This window comes from Nitrincola tibetensis (genome assembly GCF_003284585.1).
Classification (GTDB): domain Bacteria; phylum Pseudomonadota; class Gammaproteobacteria; order Pseudomonadales; family Balneatricaceae; genus Nitrincola; species Nitrincola tibetensis.
Window position 1 is genome coordinate 214,584 of the sequence record NZ_QKRX01000004.1, and the last position, 17,466, is coordinate 232,049.

A 17,466-nucleotide genomic window follows, 5' to 3' on the forward strand; every position below is an offset into this window, starting at 1 on the left:
GATTAAGTGTGTAGTTGCTTACCTTGAAGCAGAATCCCTACAAAGTTGCATGGCTTATGGCGACTGTCCAACTGCTCAAGCAAAATACGATTCCACGCCGTTTTACAGGCACCCGTGGAGCCTGGCAAACAAAAAATGGCCGTGCGATTAGCCAAACCCGCCAAACACCTTGACTGCACAGTCGATGATCCAATCTCATGCCAGGACACCTGACGAAACAATTCACCAAAGCCTTCTATCTCTGTATCAAATAGCGGGCGCAGCGCTTCAGGGGTTGAATCTCGTCCTGAAAAACCAGTACCACCCGTTGTCAGCACCACCTGAACACTCGGATCAGCAATCCAGCGACTCACCACCGCTCGCATTTGATACACATCATCAGGAATCAGGGCCCGATCAACCAAACAATGCCCTGCTGCTTCGAGTAAAGATACCAGCGTATCGCCAGAACGATCCTCAGCAAGAGTGCGGGTGTCAGACAAGGTTAATACGGCTATGTTGAGACTGATAGGCTCGCTCATTCTTTCGCTCCTTTCTTCGCGGCCTCACGCTGCGCAAAAGCAGCTAACTGTTCAGGGGTTGCAGGTGCTTGATACAGATCCTTCCATTGGCTATAGGGCATGCCATACACATGTTCACGTGCTTCTTCATAGCCTAATTGGATACCCTTGGCTTCGGCTGCTGATACCAGCCATTTGGCCAGACAATTACGACAAAAATCAGCCAAAATCATAAGGTCAATATTCTGAACATCCTTATTCACATCTAAGTGCTGAATTAAGGTGCGAAATGCTGCCGCCTCTAACTCAGTCTGAGTGGTTTGATCCAATGTTTTCATTGTCGTTATCCTGTGCAGAGTTTTTTGAATGATGAGTATATCCCGTAAGCCCACACTTTAGCGCACTCTCAGCAAAGTGTTGAAATTCGAGAGATAAAACCACATAGGGGGCACATGAGTCCAGATAGATTTTCAGCCTATCCAAAACAACGATGAGAATCCACCCTATCCATAAAAAAACGGCCTGATAGGGGTGAGGTCTATCAGGCCGTTTAAACCAATATCAAATCAGAACCAAAGCTTAAGATAACTTAAGATTTGTTTTGCTTTTGTGTAACCTCTTCGTACCAAAGGTCGTGGTGCTGCTTGGCCCAAGACTCATCAACATAGCCTGTTTTCATTCCTTCAAACGCCCCTTCAGTCCCCAACGTCCCTATGTAAATATGACCAAAAGCAGCGGCCATTAAGACAAGAGAAGAGACAGCATGGATAATTAAGAATAATTGCATGGTTTCGCGAGTTTGACCGAAGTTAGGAAAATCTAAAACCAATCCAGAGACAGCAACAGTTAAGCCTACGAAGACAATCATCCAAAACCATACTTTTTCACCACCATTAAGATAGCCCGCGGAGGGATGACCTTTACCGACGATCCCACCACCTTTGATGAACCATTTAAGGTCAACTAAGTTAAAAAAGTTATGTTTAATCCACTTCACTATCATGACCAAAACGCCTAGAGAGAAGAGTGGCCCCAAGTAGTTATGAATATTTTTCGCGGCGATCATCCAGGCCGACCAGAGACTGGTTGGCAAAATAGGCATCAAGAACCATTTTGCGTACAAAATTGACAGTCCCGTTAACGCCAAAATGATAAACAGCGTGGCAACATACCAATGAATGACTCTGTCCCAGCGCGTCCAGCGCTCTATTCTTTTGCCTGTTCTTGGATGCTCTAATTTTACGCGACCTACCAACAGATAAAAGAAAGTGATGCCGGTTAAGCTACCCCCAAGCGCTAAAAGCCCTCCGGGTGATATCCATTCGTTTCGGATCTCCTTCCATCGCTCGCCCTCTGTCATTATGAGTGTGTCTGCACCCACGCTTTGAGATGTCGTCCGGCCGCTCACACCGCCAGCCGCATCCCGCCAAAAGTCAGGAGTCGTTCCAGGCATGGATTGCAACGCCTCGCGACGAGCATCAGCTCCTTGACTTTGCGCAACAACTGGCAGGCTGAACATACAGCCCACCAGCAGCATCACCAGCCAGAATCCAACGCTCGTTCTAGACCGTGATTTTTCCATAGCTATACACTCTGCGTTGCGTCATAGGCCAAGTCAGCCGCATTTTTTGCCAACTGTTCAGACTGATCCGCTTCATGATCTGCCGAACCCCAAGCACTGTTGCGATGGCCACGGTAGACCACACGCTCACGGAAAATATCAGCCACTTGCTGAGCATCTCCTGCCAAAAGCGCCTTGGTAGAGCACATTTCAGCACAAAGTGGTAACTTGCCTTCGCGCAGTCGATTCGCCCCGTATTTCTGCTCCTCTAGCACTGGATCAGACTCAGGACCTCCGGCACAGAAAGTGCATTTATCCATTTTCCCACGTGCCCCAAATGCACCCTGTTGCGGAAACTGTGGCGCACCAAAGGGGCACGCGTATAAACAATAACCGCAGCCAATACAGGCATCTTTGTTATGGAGAATCAAGCCATCTTCCGTTGGATAGAAGCAATCCGTCGGACAAACGGCCATACAGGGTGCATCCGTACAGTGCATACAGGCCACTGAAATGGACACTTCTTTGCCAACCTCACCATCATCAAGCGTGACAACTCGACGACGCTGAATCCCCCATTCGGTTTCATTGGCATTTTTACAGGCTGTGACGCAGCCGTTACATTCGATACAGCGCTCTGAGTCACATAAAAACTTCATACGAGCCATGGATATTCTCCTTATGGACTTTTATTCACTGATAAAAGCCCTGCTTTATTTTTTGTGGGTTCAGGCCGCTTTCTCGATACGGCATACAGTACATTTCGTTTCTTGCATTAGGGTCACCGGATCATAGCCATAGGTTGTCACCGTGTTAACGGCCTCCCCTAATACGTAAGGATCACTGCCTGCAGGATAACGCTTGCGTAAATCTTCTCCTTGGAATTCACCACCGAAGTGGAAAGGCATAAAGGCAACATCACGATCAACACGATTGGTGACCATTGCTTTCACACGCACCCGTCCGCCTTCTGGACCGTACACCCAAACATCATCACCATCGGCAATGCGCAAGGTATTGGCATTAAAGGGATTGATTTCGACAAACATATCCTGCTGCAGCTCGGCCAACCATGGGTTAGAACGTGTTTCATCACCACCGCCTTCATACTCAACCAGTCGTCCAGACGTGAGAATAATGGGGAATTCAGCACTGGTATCACGATCCTGAATGGTTTTATACAGTGTTGGCATACGGTAGAGAGATTCAAAATCATCCCATGTTGGGTACTTGGCAACCAAATCACGACGCGTAGTGTAAAGAGGCTCACGATGCTTAGGAATCGCATCTGGGAAGGTCCAAACCACTGTTCTGGCTTTACCATTACCAAAAGGTGCACAACCATGTTTGATCGCAACACGCTGAATGCCGCCTGACAGATCGGTTTTCCAATCTTTGCCTTCGGCCGCTGTTTTTTCAGCATCGGTCAAATCATCCCACCAACCGAGTTGCTGCAACATCGCCGCTGTAAACTCCGGATGGCCATCACCAATTTCATTGCCGACAGGGGCTGAGCCCTCCGCCAATAGGGTTTGGCCATTGCGCTCCACGCCAAAGTTGGCACGGAAGCCTAAACCGCCATCCTTAACCGGTAAGCTGGTGTCGTAGAGAACATGCGTACCAGGGTGTTTCATCTCTGCCGTTCCCCAGCAAGGCCATGGCAAGCCGTAGAAGTCGCCGTGAGCATCGGTTCCAACGGCACGCAGCGAGGTGAAATCAAACGCATGCCAGTTTTCTTGATGGTACTTTAGGCGCTCAGGACTTTGGCCTGTATAACCGATGGTCCACATGCCACGGTTGTACTCGCGGACAATATCCTCGATCAGAGGTTCGTTGCCATTGATTGCAATATTCTTAAATACCTGTTCCTCAATACCCACTTTCTTTGCCAGTAGATACATGATTTCATGGTCTGGCTTGGATTCAAAATGAGGCTCGATTACTTTGCTGCGCCATTGAATCGAACGGTTAGAGGCCGTCACGGATCCATAGGTTTCAAACTGAGTACAAGCAGGTAAGAGATAGACACCGTCTGTACGGTCATTCATGACAGCCGCCACGGTTGGATAAGGATCAACAATGACCATCATATCCAGCTTTTTCATGGCTTCACGCATTTCAGGACCGCGAGTCTGAGAGTTGACCGCATGCCCCCAGTAGAACATGGCACGAATGTTATCGTTTTGCGCCATCTTCTCTTTGTCTTCAAGAACACCATCCACCCAACGTGAAACTGTAATTCCGTTGGTGTTCATGGGCTTGCCGCCACGATACTCTGTCTGATCGAAACGGTTTTGAATCCACTCGAAGTCAACGCCCCAAACACCCGCCCAGTGCTTCCACGCGCCATCAGCCAAGCCGTAATAGCCGGGTAACGAGTCAGACAAAACCCCAAAATCAGTGGCACCCTGAACATTGTCGTGACCACGGAAGATGTTTGCACCACCACCGGATTTACCAATGTTGCCCAATGCGAGTTCGAGGATGCAGTAAGCTCGGGTGTTGTTGTTGCCCGTCGTGTGTTGTGTTCCACCCATGCACCAGACAACACAGCCTGGACGGTTATCAGACAGCAGCTTAGCCGTTTGATACATGGTTTGTTCATCCACACCCGTAATGTCCTGTACTACCTCGGGTGGGAACTGCTTAATTTCTTCACGGATTTCGTCCATCCCATAGACACGCTGAGCTAAATATTGCTTATCTTCCCAGCCGTTTGCAAAGATATGCCACAAGAGCCCCCACACATAGGCTACGTCTGAACCCGGACGAATACGAACATACTGATTGGCTTTTGCAGCCGTGCGTGTAAAGCGAGGATCCGCTACAACAATTTTACAATTGTTGCGCTCTTTGGCGATCAACACATGCTGCATCGAAACAGGGTGAGCTTCAGCGGCATTCGAGCCGATAAACAGCATAGAACGACTGTTTTGCATGTCGTTGTAGCTATTGGTCATCGCGCCATAGCCCCAAGTATTCGCAACACCTGCAACCGTTGTCGAGTGACAAATACGGGCTTGATGCTCAACGTTGTTCGTTCCCCACAAAGACACCATTTTGCGGAACAAATAGGCTTGTTCGTTATTAAACTTGGCAGAGCCTAACCAAAAGACAGAGTCAGGACCGGACTCGGCACGAATTTGTTCAATTTTATCGCCCACTTCATTGATCGCTTGCTCCCAGCTCAGCTTTTTCCACTGGCCATTTTCAAGCTTCATCGGATACTTTAAGCGACGTGTCGAATGACCATGGTATCGAAGAGCGGCCCCTTTCGCGCAATGGGCACCCTTGTTGATGGGGTTATCAAACGCGGCTTCTTGATAGGTCCACACACCATTTTGTACATGTGCATAGACACCGCAACCCACTGAACAATGTGAGCAGATGGTGCGTTTAATCTCAACAGGGGCACTGGATTTAGGCGTTGCCGCTTGTGTGGGACGAATCATCGTTTTGCCCAACAACCCTGTCGCCGCAATACCACCGGCAGCAAGGCTCGTGCCTTTTAAAAATCCACGGCGACTCACACCAAGACGGTTCGCGCTCTGTGAATCCAGTGACGAATCACTGACTTTTTTATGTAGACGCATTTTCATTCCCTCAATTTTCGAGTGTATGACCGTCGTGATCAGCGACAGCTAGCATAATAAGCACGGATATGATCCGTTTCATGGTAGCCCTGAACTTCAGGAGCAGCCGCTATTTCAGGTAGATCTACAGACGCAGCGGCTTGACCCGCCGTGACAGCAACACCTGCAGCGGATACGACAGCCATTCCTTTCAGAAATTGACGGCGTCCAACACTTGCTTGTTCATTAACAGGTTGTTTCTTGTTATGCATGGTATGTCTCCTCATCCCCGTAGGTGCACGCTTTGGGCGGCATCGGGACGTTTCTGTAGGTACACTTTTTCGGTGTTTACAAAGGCCTGCCCTAGCATCGCTACGGCGTTATAAAACACAGCACTGGGCGCTTTAGCCATATCAACAAAAAGCTGATCCGCCCAAGCACTAATATGTCGTTGAAAAAAAACCGCTTGGCGCTCGCGTGAAGCGCCCTGTTGAATCAATAACCCCATGACTTCAAGCAAGGCCGAAATATGATCTTCTGGCTCTTTAACAGATGCCTCCCGCTCAAAGCCAAGTAGATTTAAGTCATTACGCAACTCAATCAAGGGGGCTTCCATCAGCGAGCCTGTCAAGTACCAAGATGCAAAGGGCGTCAGCTCACCTTGCGATATTCCGATAAATAGCGTGACGTACTCATTCTCTAACTGATCGACCTGAGCTCGTTCAGCCGCCAACCTAAGCAATTGCCATGCTTGCGACATACGATTCTGGGTAAACGCATCCACTTCAACCGATTTCAAAAAGTCCAAGAGTTCTGACGAGGGATGCGCTCGACACAGTGCCGCCAAGAGTGCATAGACATCGGCCCTGAGTGCATCGTCTTCTGTCATTTGCTGTTGCATCAAAATATTTTCCACACATCAATCCTCAGAGTCTTAGTTGGGCTTCTGGATCTGCTGCCAATTCGCGATAACTATCGCGAACTCGGCAGTCTTCGCACATGTGTAAACGCTTTGCAGCTTCGCCCTGAAAATAAGGATGTGCTTCTAACTTTTGAGAAATCTTTTTAATTGTGCTCTGAGTTGCAAAGGCTTTACCGCAACTGATGCAATGAAAAGGTTCTTCTTCTTTCATGACCCGAGGCTCACCTCGAGTGCCCGCAGCCGGTGCAAAACGGGCTTCCAGCTGAATGGCTTTCTCTGGGCAGGATCGCTCACAAAGCCCGCACTGAACACAGTCACCTTCTAAAAAAGATAACCGAGGTGATTGATCTTTTCCGCTGTGTAAAGCCGAGGTCGGACAAATAGCAACACAGCTCATACACAAGGTGCATGCATCCTCATCAACAAGCACTTGACCATAGGGGCTCCCCATTGGCAGTGTGAGGATTGCGTCTTCGGCATCACCTTGTTCGTATAAACGATCAAGCGCTTCATTCAGCGTTTTACGTTTACCTTGGTAAGGATAACTTGGCCCCTCAGGTACCCCTCTCCACAGTGCAACGGCTTGCTCCAGCTCAGCCAGATCTGTCTCAATGAACTCTACATCAACCAAGGATAACCGCTGAGCGGGATGGCCCAAGGCTGTCAATAAACGACCCGTCAGCTTGATTTCATCTTTTAACAAGCGCTGCAAGCTCGGCGGTGTTTCTTCATCCAGAGCAATCGCCACATAGGTTGCACCATGCACCAACAAAGCCAACCAAAGCTCTGCACCAATACCTGCTGCTTCCTCTAAAGCAACGGGCAGAACATGCGTTGGCAGTGCCTCTAGATCGATATCGGTATGCTCTGCGTGAATTAAGATGGCAGGATGTTCTCCCCCTGCCTGACGATAACTATCCAAATAATGCCGTAAACGCTCAAGCTGTGATTGCGGACGGGGGGCTGCAAAGGTCAAGGCACCAGTAGGGCAAACCGTGGTACAACTACCCGCTCCATGACATAAGTGCACATCTACGCTGATTTGAAAATCATGCGTATCTGTTTGGTTATGACTGGTGATTGCATCGGCAGGACACACATCCAAACAACGAGTACAGCCAAGTTTGCCCCGATCCGAATGAGCACAGATATCATGATTGACCTGCACATATTCCGGCTTTTCAAACTCACCCACCAGTGACGAAATCTCTTCAATGGCCTGAACGAGATGATCTGAATCCGCCGCAATGTGGAAATAACCAGGGGGCGACATTTCAGCCGACAGTGTTGGCTCCGGGTTTAAATCCAGCACCATGTCAAATGTATCTTTACCTGTGTAAATTTTTGCCGGATTAAGGATGTCGCCCTGCGGGCTTTTAAGCTGAAGGTAGTAGGAGCCTAACCAACCCGTTAAGGATTCAAGCGGTAGGTATATTGGAGTAAGTTCAGGCACGGCCGCTAAGGCTTTTTCCAAATGCTCATCTGATTGGCTGCTTACCTGCCCCATGGCCAGTAAGGTGATGCTTTTCAAACCTGATAACTGAGCCGCTGCCAAGCGAATAAGATCTTCTGGGCCTAAGATTAAAAGATGTCCTTGGCTGGTATAGGTGATTAAGTTGTCTTGTAAGGTTAGCACGGGCGGCAACGCATTTATCGCCTGCTGACGCGCGCTCGCATTGTCTTGCGAACTTGCCGTAAAGACCTTAATTGGAATTAAGCTGTTTGGTTTCATTGACACTCTCTCAGGCTCGCCTATATCGTTATTTTCAATAGCAATGGCGGTCGAGTTATTTAGTTATAGTGTTAAGTTAGCAATTAAGAAGCCAAGATTTACGACCACAAAAGCACAAAATACTGACATGAAAGCCAGGCTTTATAGATCAAAAATCCACAACTGCATCATTTTGTCTCGCCCTGTTCATTTTTGCTGTGCAAGACTGCCTCATCAGTGCCGTCGTTACTCTGATCAACTGCACCCTCTTCTTTCAAATAAACACCTTCAGAATCAACAACTTTATTATCCGAAAGTAGAACATCCCTCGCCTTCTCCATTGCCTCGTCCATGCGTTCTTTCGCCCAACCTCGGACAACCTCTCCAGGTTTCAAAATTAATTTAGTTGGATTTGAATAGTCCAATGCGTAGTCATCCAAAGGATCTCGTACATTGAACTCAGGCTGATGAAAAAACTGACGTAATGCCTTTTTCTTAAGTTCTGCTGAAACTCCACTCGAGAAAAACATCGACATATCGCTTTTGGATGTGATCGTAGATAAATCTGGCATATCAATATCCGTGAGTACAACCTCCTCACCCGGCAGATCCTCAGACGAATGCGGAGGGCTTTCTGGTTCCTCCACGTCTGTGATAACGACTGACATATCGGACTCAATCAATGTATCCTCTATCGCAACAGAAGAGTCTAGCTCTGACGCAGGAGATGAAGACTCATCCAGCTCACGTCGTTTTAATCGAGACCAACGCGATAAAAAACCGTCGGTCATGAGGAGGCTCCTTCTGATGAACTGGCCGTTCTCAAGCGCCGCTTGTTGGCTTTTGGGTCTTCGACCTCTCCGTGTTCAGCCATAAAGGCTTCCAGCCACGCGTGTATCGCTTCAGGTAATGGAATACTTAACACTGGCTGGTTTGCATCCATATAATCGGCTGCGACATCTTGAGCACAGGTGAGCTTTCGAGGAAGAGACAGCTCGGATGACACCTCTTCACAGACAACAAAGAGTTTTGGCGTTTCCGCACTTAAATTGAAACGATAGGCAATGCGCTCGTCACGAAAGAGCTGTAACCAAATCATGTGAGCATCACTGCGCTGAGGGTCTTTCGCGTAGACTTCTGCCACGGACCAAGTAATACAAGGCCAACCTCTCGACAGTTTTTCATGTTTTTCCAACCTAACCCATAAAGGCCATGTATCTAATGTTGGATAATGAACAGACGGCTTCATGTCTTTCCCCTTTTTTAACCAAGTATAGTTCACAGGCAAAGACTGTGCCGTGATGTCTAACAAGGATAAAATCAGCGATACAGACAGTTCCCACGCAAGTAATACGGTCAATAAATCACAACTCTTGTTTTACACTGGGACATTTTGACTCAATCTAAACCCATTGGATCCATAGCAAGAAGCCATACCTACCTAGCGAGGCTCCCCCCTCACCATCACTGGTATGATAGTTGCTTCACAACCTGTACCAGCGGGATTCAAATTAAGGAATACTCATGACGCTTGCGCACCGCCCCTTATTGACTCAAGCACGCGCTCCACTCACAACCCAAGTCAGGGTGATGGACGAACAGGGCGAATGGAGAGAACAGGCGCTCGCATGTGAACGCCCGCTCACCCTCTACTTGAACAAGCGTGAAATCGTCACACTCATGACCTTGGGCGAAGATCCTGAAGCCTTAGTTTTAGGCTACCTTCGCAATCAAAACCTCGTCGAACGTCTAGAGGATGTTATCGCGGTTCAAGTGGATTGGGACGTGGCAGCTGCGGTTGTTGTCACCTCACGTACACCCGATGATATGGATGAAACCCTCTCTAAACGAACAGTTACGACGGGTTGTGGTCAAGGCACTGTGTTTGGCAATCAAATGGCTCGCCTTGAGCAAATGACATTATCGCCTTGGCAGATCAAACAGTCTCAGATCTATCATTTATTAGACGTACTCAATCAACACAATGAAACCTATAAGCATGCTGGAGCCGTTCATGGCTGTGGAATTTGTTCAACCGAAGGGGAAGTACTCGCATTTTGTGAGGATATAGGACGCCATAATGCGGTTGATACACTCGCAGGTCATTTATGGCTAGATGGCATAGATGCATCAGACAAACTGTTTTACACCACTGGACGATTAACTTCTGAAATGGTGATTAAAACCGCTCAAATGGGCATGAGTGTCCTACTCTCTCGTTCAGGCGCGACAGAGATGGGACTCGAAATCGCGCAGCAACTCGGAATTCTGATGTTAGCTAGGGCAAAAGGTCGGCACTTTCTCGTCTTTAGTGGCCAAGACCGTCTAATCCTTGATGCCAAGCCTCAAGCCCAAGCTCGGTCAGAGAAAAAGGGGAAACGTGATGACTGAGCAGCACCCTTACATGACGGTAAAAGAAGTAGCCCTTTATTTACATCTGAATGAGAAGAAAGTATACCAACTGGCAAGTGATGGCCATTTACCAGCGACCAAGGTGACCGGAAAATGGTTGTTTCCCAGAAAGCTCGTGGACCAATGGCTGCTTGAATCGAGTCATCATGGCATTTTAAGTGACCGCTTACTGATCGCGGGCAGCGATGATCCCCTTCTTCAGGCAGGACTTCTTCGCATCATGCAGGCCCAGAAATACAAAGCGCTCTATAGCTATATGCCTACCGGTACGCAAGCAGGTCTTAGCTTACTGTCGCAAGGCTTAGTGGATGCCTGTGCCGTACACTGGGGCAAAGCAGACGAAAGTCATCTAAGACACCCCGCGCTTATTCGCCAATACACAGGATCAAGACACTGGGTGTTAGTGCATTTATATAAACGTCAACAAGGCTTGATGTTTCGCACAAATGATACTGAAACACTCCTGAGTGAACCCACAAGATTACTGGAAAAACGCTGGGTCACTCGTCAAGAAGGGGCTGGATCCCAGCGCTTCTTGAAAGACTGGCTAACACAGCAGCGTTTAAGCCATGAGCATCTCAATATCAGTTTTCGTGCATTAACCGAGCGTGAGGTCGCCGCCGCCATCGCACGTAATCAAGCGGACATAGGCCCAGGCACCGAATCAGCTGCCATTGAAGCAGGTTTGACATTTATTCCAGTCTACCAAGAATCCTTTGAACTGGTTATTCCTCGCCCCGTCTATTTCCGAAGCCTACTGCAAGCATTATTTGAGTGGTTGCAAAGTTCAGAAGGAAGTCTGTGTGCGCAGGAATTAAAAGGCTACGATTTACAACAGTGCGGAAAACTCATCTGGAATGGTGAAGTTTCTGAGTAAGAAAACTGTGACAAACACATTAAACTTCATGAAAAAAATTAAAAAATATTTATTTGTGCATTGCAACAAAAAGGCTTGACAGGCTCAGACACCTCTCTATAATGGACTTCATTGTGCAGTGCAACATTGTTCTGCATAGACCTTCAATCTCGGAGAGACATTATGACTAACACTGTTGATTTTCAAAAGCCTGTAGAAGCCGTTAAAAGCCTGATCGCTTTGCAAACTGAAACCTTAACCAAAACGGTTGAGCTTCAGAAAAAAGCGGGCGAAGACTTGGTTGCGTTTTTCAAAGCCGAAGCTGAAAAAGCAAAAACTTTAAAAACTCCTGAAGATTTGATCAAGTTCAACACTGAAGCTAACACTTCTTTGTTCAACCTGCTCAAAGCACAAGGTGAAGCGTTCACTGCTCTTGCAACTGAGTCTAGCAAGACTATCGTTGCTCAAGTTCAAAGCTTCGGCAAGTAATGATTGCGTAGATCTCTTGTCTTAGCCTAAAACGCTGCGACAAGAATCTGTAAAAAAGCCCCCTCTTTTAATAAAGTGGGGGCTTTTTACATTGAGTGGAAACAAAAAAGATGGCCTCAAAAAACCATCCCTTTATCCTCCAACTCAACAAAGTGAATTAACGGACCTCAATTAACTCAACATCAAAAATAAGCGTGGAGTAAGGTGGGATTCCACCTGGAGAGCCCTGCTCGCCATAAGCCAAATGATAAGGCACATATAAGCGCCATTTCGCACCCGGATTCATCAACTGCAACGCTTCTGTCCAACCTTTGATCACACCTGTCACAGGGAATTCAATCGGCTGTCCGCGCTGATAAGAGCTATCAAACACTTGCCCATTTATAAACGTGCCATGGTAATGTGTTTTGACTGTTGACTCACGTGTCGCTTTTTCCGCTTCAGCATCACCTGCCTCAAGCACTTCATACTGAAGACCTGAATCCAAAACAACCACTTCATCACGCGCGCCATTGTCGATCAGGAACTGCTTCCCTTCTTCAACTAATGCCGCAGAGCGTGCTTCTTCAGCTTCACGCATACGACGACTGATTTCGGTGAAGGCTTCTTGTATTTGCTCGGCAGTGACTTGAAGGTCTTGTCCGGTGAACGCGTCTTCTAAGCCACTGATCACCGCAGCCAGTTCAACGTCTTCAAAACCATTACGAGCCAGTTGGTCACCCATCTGACGGCCGATGCCATAACTGGCACGGGCTTCGACTGTTTCCAGTGAAATAGTGGTGGTCATAGTCTACTCTAGACTCTCTAAAATTAATAATTGGATGCAAGAGAGTAGCACAAAGCTAAAAAAGAATATATTCGAGGATTCACCACAAGGGTTAAACAATCGGCTTTAACACACTCAGAGTGTATCCAATTGCCCGCACTCGTATAGCCATTGCTGGTAGACAAAACCTGCTAAAGTCAGGTGTGTGTCTTCATCTAAGTCGGAAAATTCAAGCGAGTATCGAGTAATTTTAATACCCACTTGCTCAGATTCCACCACTCGACAAATCGAGGCGGGTAATAATAGGACATGGTCCACTCCCGCTACACGGATACGAGCGGTGATAAACATCTTATTTTTGAGCGGTAAAGAGCCGCTAGTCACCTCAACAGAAGCACCTTGCAAGCTGATATCCGTACAGAGTGCTGGCCATTGCGAATTTGGTGCATCATCCCCCGCATCGATCATGATTTTTAACGCCACAGGAACACGCGTGTGCTGACGTAAACGCTTGAGCGTCATCTCCTGAGGATACTCGATATGCCACAAGGGGTATGGCTGCTCTTGAATCTTCACTAATCGACTTGAAAAACTGCAGATCCGATTGGCACAAATCATTTTGATCAAAAGAACCGAGCCTTCAGTGATCTTTATCTTTTGCTGGCGAGGGGCGCTCAAAATCACGCCTTTTCCTTCAAACAAGCCGACAAAGCGCAGATTAAAACGTGCTTTGGGATGCCTAACCTCCAATCGAACCGGATCACCAGGAACAGGCTTAAGTGAGGCAAGAGATGGCACAACAGGCTGCACAGCTAGTTGCACAGGTGTTGAGCCTTCGATTAAAGATAATTCCGTTAAAGACATGTGTACTCGTTATTCTAATGCCACTCTAAAACCTAGAGATTCTAAATAGGTTGCCTGCACTGGAGAAGATACTACCAGTGTCAGGGTCGAAAATTCACGACGAACTGGGTAAAGCTTGCGCAACTGATCAAATGCAATGGCCTGCTCTGCGGTCTCTAACAGAAGCGTTTGGCGCAACGCACGATCATCCCGATAGGGATCGTACAGCAGTCGCACTGGTAATAACACATCTGCCTGTGCTTCAAGTTTTAACTCACGGGCGTCAGCAACAGGCAAATAGTGCTCTAGCGGCAAGGGTGGTGAAAAGCCGAGGGCATTCGCCAGCGCATTTCTGAGCATCCAGGTACCGCGAATTTTTCCATCGAGACTGTAACCCGCAATATGCGGCGTGGCTATTCTAACATACGCGGCTAAATCAGCGAGTACTACAGGCTCATGCTCCCAAACGTCGAGAACAAGGGTCAAGTCATTCGCCCCTTTCATTCTTGCCAACAAGGCTTGCTGATCAATCACAGGCCCTCTTCCAGCATTGAGTAAAATACTGCCCGCACGAATACGCTGGAGTGTTTGCTCATTGAGCAAGTGCCAAGTGGGATCATCACCCGTTTGCGTCAAGGGTGTATGGCAACAGATAATATCGGAGCTCGCCAACAACTCATCCAACGACACAAAAGTCTCTCCCTCTTCTCTTTTTTGTCGAGGTGGATCGGATAATAAAGGAGACAGACCTAATGCTCGAAGTCGACTAGCTAAACGCCCCCCCACTTGCCCAACACCAATAATACCAATGGTTTTTTCGTGCAATGAGAAGGATTGCTCTGCCGCTAAATGCAACAAACAACTTAATACGTACTCAACGACAGCATCGGCATTGCAACCTGGAGCACTGCTAAAGCCAATACCTAAGGCCTTTAAAGCCGCTTCATCTATATGGTCAGTACCAATCGTGGCGGTTCCAACAAACTGCATAGGCGTATTGGCTACAAGTTCAGCTGTCACTTGGGTAATTGATCGAACCAACAAAACATCGGCCTTTACAAGATCGGAATGGGTGATATGCCTTCCTGGATAGGTTTTAATCTCACCAATATCCGCGAATAGTGCCTCTAATGCTGGTATATTCTCATCCGCAACAATTCTTAGCTTTCTAGGTGTCAAAGCCTTCTCCACATCTCTATAATACTGGCCGCATAAATTGCGAAACGACTTATTATAGAAGGTTATAGGGTCGGGGTCTCGCATATACATCTACCCTGTTAATGACTAGAAGATAAACTGTGCTTTTACGCTGGCAAAACGATGACCAATATTTCACTATTCGTGTCTACCATGACCTGATGGGAGACCTTATTCTCACTCAAAGCTGGGGAGACTGCTCAAGTGATGATAGTGAATTCACCCATACGCTGCTTTCTTCATTTGAGGAGGCTGAAACTATTGTCGCTAAATGGCGTCTTATTTTGCTTAGGCGTGGTTTTTACGAACTTCCTTCCGAAACCAGCTAAGCACTGCGACAATTCGTCACATCGCCTAATCCCTTCAATTCAACTAGACTCTTTCCTATGCATGATCAAGATTCATCTAAACTCCAACATTTAAAGCCTGTTCTTTTCGTTTTTTTACTGGTTATCGTATTGGGGGGGTTAATGTTTGGTGTGCCGTATTATCAAAACAGCCAACAGCAGCTTCGTGCCAGTGACGCTGTTTTTTTAAACCCGTTACCCTGTGACTTAAGCTCAGGGGACTGTGTGGCATTGCGTGGAGACATCAGTATGCGCCTCAGTATAACGCCTCAACCTCTTGTCTCTCTCCAGCCTCTCACGGCTAGACTGACCCTCGAAGGCATCGTGGCGGATGAAGTGCTACTTGAGCTAGAGGGTGTCGATATGTACATGGGGCTGAACCAAACTCGTCTCGACCCCATCCCCTCCTCAAGACATTGGCAGGGTGAAACAGAGTTGGCCGTCTGTACAACAGGGACTATGCGTTGGCGTGCCCGCGTAACATTTTTGGCAAATGAACAAATTTATTCAAGCCATTTTGAGTTTGATGCACAGTAGCGAAAATAGTCAGTATTGTGTTAAGACAGAGTGCTCATGTACGTATAATTTCAGGATTCTCTATGAAAACAATTCGAGTTTTGCTTCTCTTGAGCCTAGTCACCTTAACGGGTGTTTTATGGTATTTGTATCAACAACCTAAGCCTATTGAGCAGAGAATCTCTTTTGGATCGGTGGGGGGTGACTTTACCCTGCAGTCAGCCGAAGGGCCAGTTTCCTTATCCGACTTTAAAGGAAAAGGGGTGGTGATTTACATCGGCTATACCTACTGCCCAGATGTCTGCCCTATGGCCCTTGCTATTTTAGGTCAAGCGCTGAGAAATATGCCCGAAGAAGACCGCCAACAAATACAAGGTATTTTTATCAGTGTCGATCCCGAACGCGATACGCTGGATCATCTTGCAAACTATGCCAGTTTCTTTTCTCCACAGCTCATAGGCGTCACTGGATCTAAAGAAGAAGTCGACAGTGTTGTACGCCAGTATGGTGCGTTTTACCGCAAGGTAGAAATGAAAGACTCAGCAATGGAGTATGCCGTCGACCATTCTTCTCGTCTTTATCTAGTGAACCCTGACGGTCAACTTGAAGCAACAGTCACGCACAATGTCGACCCTAACACACTGGTTCAAAACCTTAACAAACTGATTGGAAAATCTTAGGATCATTTATATGAAGAAATTACTCATTGCCTGTAGCCTTTTCACCTCTGCAAGCCTGTTCGCCTGTGAGGATTTACACATTGTTGATCCATACGCCCGGGCTATGCCACCGGGCCAACCCAATAGCGCCGCGTTTATGACGCTGTCCAATCATGGCAAGACAGACGTTGCCATCGTGTCAGCACAGTCAAGCGTTGCCAAGGTTACAGAGCTGCATACCCATACTGAAGTCGATGGCGTTATGCAAATGCGCCAAGTCTCTCAGATTGAAGTTCCCGCTGAAACCGATATCCATCTTGAACCAGGCGGCTTGCATGTCATGCTCATTGGTTTAAATACAACCTTGACGGAAGGCGAAGAGATCGACCTAACACTCAATCTTTCAGATGGGACGGAAAAACAATTAAGTATCCCCGTTCGACAAGTGATGCCAATGCGCTCAACTGAGCATGCGCATGGTCACTCGCATAAACACAGTCATTAAGTTAACCCAGCCACAAAGACCTGTATCTAAGTGGCTGTAAATCTGTAATTTGTCTTCGCAGCATCACAGCTAACGCAAGTTAGCCAAACTGAAGTGCTTAACACAAAGATCACTAGGTGTTTTATAAAAATCAGCCAACGCTCGGCGAAAAATGTCAGTCCGAGCGGGTAGACCCTCTTCACAGTAGTGACACACTTGCTGATACACTGCGCGCTTAAACTCACTATTGTCCGTGGGTTCCCCATTAAGATTATCGGTACTTACCCGAAAGCGATATCCAGCTGCTTCAGATAAAATCCACTCTGTTGCTTGAGGCTTAATTTCAACCCGCTCGAACAGAGCTTGCTGCGCTGCCGTGCGACCATCGGGTTCGTACCAATAGCCAAAATCTTCTAATAAACGCCGCTGAGGCCCAGCAATTAACCAATGAGAAATTTCGTGCAACGCACTGCTAAAGAAGCCATGAGCAAATACTATCTCGTGCAAAGCCTGCCCTGGTTGAGCAGGCCTATATAGCGGCTCAAAATCCCCTCTGACTAAACGAGTTTGGTATGTACCTTCAAAACACTCTTTAAAAATACGGATCAGATCGTCAACTCTGTGCTCCATC

At 47.4% G+C, this 17,466-nt stretch carries 21 protein-coding genes; 7 read left to right on the forward strand and 14 right to left on the reverse strand.

Annotated features, from left to right (window positions below):
- Nucleotides 1-2: 2 nt before the first annotated feature.
- The 10 genes from moaB to DN062_RS07345 all read right to left on the reverse strand — a co-directional run bounded on the left by moaB (nucleotide 3) and on the right by DN062_RS07345 (nucleotide 9,626).
- Complete coding sequence (gene moaB, locus DN062_RS07300; RefSeq protein ID WP_112158677.1) at nucleotides 3-521, reverse strand: molybdenum cofactor biosynthesis protein B; 519 nt, start codon at nucleotides 519-521, stop codon at nucleotides 3-5.
- Entirely contained in the window at nucleotides 518-838 is a 321-nt protein-coding gene (locus tag DN062_RS07305; protein ID WP_112158678.1) for a DUF1244 domain-containing protein, read from the reverse strand. Before DN062_RS07305 ends, moaB begins: the two co-directional genes overlap by 4 nt.
- A 251-nt stretch (nucleotides 839-1,089) precedes the next feature.
- Nucleotides 1,090-2,082 (reverse strand): formate dehydrogenase subunit gamma, encoded by a 993-nt coding sequence (locus tag DN062_RS07310; RefSeq protein WP_112158679.1) that lies wholly within the window; start codon nucleotides 2,080-2,082, stop codon nucleotides 1,090-1,092.
- 2 nt (nucleotides 2,083-2,084) lie between these two features.
- Complete coding sequence (fdh3B, locus tag DN062_RS07315; RefSeq protein WP_112158680.1) at nucleotides 2,085-2,729, reverse strand: formate dehydrogenase FDH3 subunit beta; 645 nt, start codon at nucleotides 2,727-2,729, stop codon at nucleotides 2,085-2,087.
- A 60-nt stretch (nucleotides 2,730-2,789) separates the two neighbouring features.
- Complete coding sequence (locus tag DN062_RS07320; RefSeq protein ID WP_112158681.1) at nucleotides 2,790-5,654, reverse strand: formate dehydrogenase subunit alpha; 2,865 nt, start codon at nucleotides 5,652-5,654, stop codon at nucleotides 2,790-2,792.
- Between the two features lie 38 nt (nucleotides 5,655-5,692).
- On the reverse strand, nucleotides 5,693-5,905 hold the full coding sequence (locus tag DN062_RS07325) for a formate dehydrogenase (RefSeq protein ID WP_112158682.1): 213 nt from the start codon (nucleotides 5,903-5,905) through the stop codon (nucleotides 5,693-5,695).
- Between the two features lie 11 nt (nucleotides 5,906-5,916).
- A complete protein-coding gene (locus DN062_RS07330) occupies nucleotides 5,917-6,549 on the reverse strand; it encodes a TorD/DmsD family molecular chaperone (RefSeq protein WP_205126681.1) in 633 nt (210 codons plus the stop codon).
- A 10-nt stretch (nucleotides 6,550-6,559) separates the two neighbouring features.
- Nucleotides 6,560-8,287 (reverse strand): 4Fe-4S dicluster domain-containing protein, encoded by a 1,728-nt coding sequence (locus DN062_RS07335; protein WP_112158683.1) that lies wholly within the window; start codon nucleotides 8,285-8,287, stop codon nucleotides 6,560-6,562.
- 167 nt (nucleotides 8,288-8,454) lie between these two features.
- Nucleotides 8,455-9,057: a DUF3306 domain-containing protein gene (locus tag DN062_RS07340; protein ID WP_112158684.1), complete on the reverse strand. Its 603-nt coding sequence runs from the start codon at nucleotides 9,055-9,057 to the stop codon at nucleotides 8,455-8,457.
- Entirely contained in the window at nucleotides 9,054-9,626 is a 573-nt protein-coding gene (locus tag DN062_RS07345) for a DUF3305 domain-containing protein (RefSeq protein ID WP_112158685.1), read from the reverse strand. Before DN062_RS07345 ends, DN062_RS07340 begins: the two co-directional genes overlap by 4 nt.
- A gap of 164 nt (nucleotides 9,627-9,790) precedes the next feature.
- Between DN062_RS07345 and DN062_RS07350 the strand changes: the two genes are divergently transcribed.
- From DN062_RS07350 to DN062_RS07360, 3 genes are all read left to right on the forward strand, one after another.
- Nucleotides 9,791-10,657 carry a formate dehydrogenase accessory sulfurtransferase FdhD gene (locus DN062_RS07350; protein ID WP_112158686.1) on the forward strand — a complete coding sequence of 289 codons (867 nt, stop codon included), beginning with the start codon at nucleotides 9,791-9,793 and terminating at the stop codon, nucleotides 10,655-10,657.
- Nucleotides 10,650-11,555, forward strand: coding sequence for a substrate-binding domain-containing protein (locus DN062_RS07355; protein WP_162301266.1), 906 nt, complete (start codon nucleotides 10,650-10,652; stop codon nucleotides 11,553-11,555). Before DN062_RS07350 ends, DN062_RS07355 begins: the two co-directional genes overlap by 8 nt.
- A gap of 162 nt (nucleotides 11,556-11,717) precedes the next feature.
- Nucleotides 11,718-12,023 carry a hypothetical protein gene (locus tag DN062_RS07360; RefSeq protein ID WP_112158687.1) on the forward strand — a complete coding sequence of 102 codons (306 nt, stop codon included), beginning with the start codon at nucleotides 11,718-11,720 and terminating at the stop codon, nucleotides 12,021-12,023.
- A 157-nt stretch (nucleotides 12,024-12,180) separates the two neighbouring features.
- Here the strand turns inward: DN062_RS07360 and DN062_RS07365 are convergent, their stop codons facing one another.
- From DN062_RS07365 to pdxB, 3 genes are all read right to left on the reverse strand, one after another.
- Nucleotides 12,181-12,810, reverse strand: a complete 630-nt coding sequence (locus DN062_RS07365) for a BamJ family beta-barrel-assembly machinery protein (RefSeq protein WP_112158688.1) — start codon at nucleotides 12,808-12,810, stop codon at nucleotides 12,181-12,183.
- A gap of 114 nt (nucleotides 12,811-12,924) precedes the next feature.
- Nucleotides 12,925-13,653: a flagellar brake protein gene (locus DN062_RS07370; protein WP_112158689.1), complete on the reverse strand. Its 729-nt coding sequence runs from the start codon at nucleotides 13,651-13,653 to the stop codon at nucleotides 12,925-12,927.
- 9 nt (nucleotides 13,654-13,662) lie between these two features.
- Nucleotides 13,663-14,811 carry a 4-phosphoerythronate dehydrogenase PdxB gene (pdxB, locus tag DN062_RS07375; RefSeq protein WP_112158808.1) on the reverse strand — a complete coding sequence of 383 codons (1,149 nt, stop codon included), beginning with the start codon at nucleotides 14,809-14,811 and terminating at the stop codon, nucleotides 13,663-13,665.
- A 119-nt stretch (nucleotides 14,812-14,930) separates the two neighbouring features.
- Between pdxB and DN062_RS07380 the strand changes: the two genes are divergently transcribed.
- The 4 genes from DN062_RS07380 to DN062_RS07395 all read left to right on the forward strand — a co-directional run bounded on the left by DN062_RS07380 (nucleotide 14,931) and on the right by DN062_RS07395 (nucleotide 16,856).
- Complete coding sequence (locus DN062_RS07380) at nucleotides 14,931-15,158, forward strand: hypothetical protein (RefSeq protein ID WP_112158690.1); 228 nt, start codon at nucleotides 14,931-14,933, stop codon at nucleotides 15,156-15,158.
- Nucleotides 15,159-15,215: 57 nt separating this feature from the next.
- Nucleotides 15,216-15,713, forward strand: coding sequence for a hypothetical protein (locus DN062_RS07385; RefSeq protein WP_112158691.1), 498 nt, complete (start codon nucleotides 15,216-15,218; stop codon nucleotides 15,711-15,713).
- Between the two features lie 62 nt (nucleotides 15,714-15,775).
- Nucleotides 15,776-16,372 carry an SCO family protein gene (locus DN062_RS07390; protein ID WP_112158692.1) on the forward strand — a complete coding sequence of 199 codons (597 nt, stop codon included), beginning with the start codon at nucleotides 15,776-15,778 and terminating at the stop codon, nucleotides 16,370-16,372.
- Between the two features lie 10 nt (nucleotides 16,373-16,382).
- Nucleotides 16,383-16,856, forward strand: coding sequence for a copper chaperone PCu(A)C (locus tag DN062_RS07395; protein ID WP_112158693.1), 474 nt, complete (start codon nucleotides 16,383-16,385; stop codon nucleotides 16,854-16,856).
- A gap of 69 nt (nucleotides 16,857-16,925) precedes the next feature.
- Here DN062_RS07395 and DN062_RS07400 read toward each other — a convergent pair whose 3' ends face one another.
- Nucleotides 16,926-17,465, reverse strand: a complete 540-nt coding sequence (locus DN062_RS07400; protein WP_112158694.1) for an elongation factor P hydroxylase — start codon at nucleotides 17,463-17,465, stop codon at nucleotides 16,926-16,928.
- Between the last annotated feature and the right edge of the window lies 1 nt (nucleotide 17,466).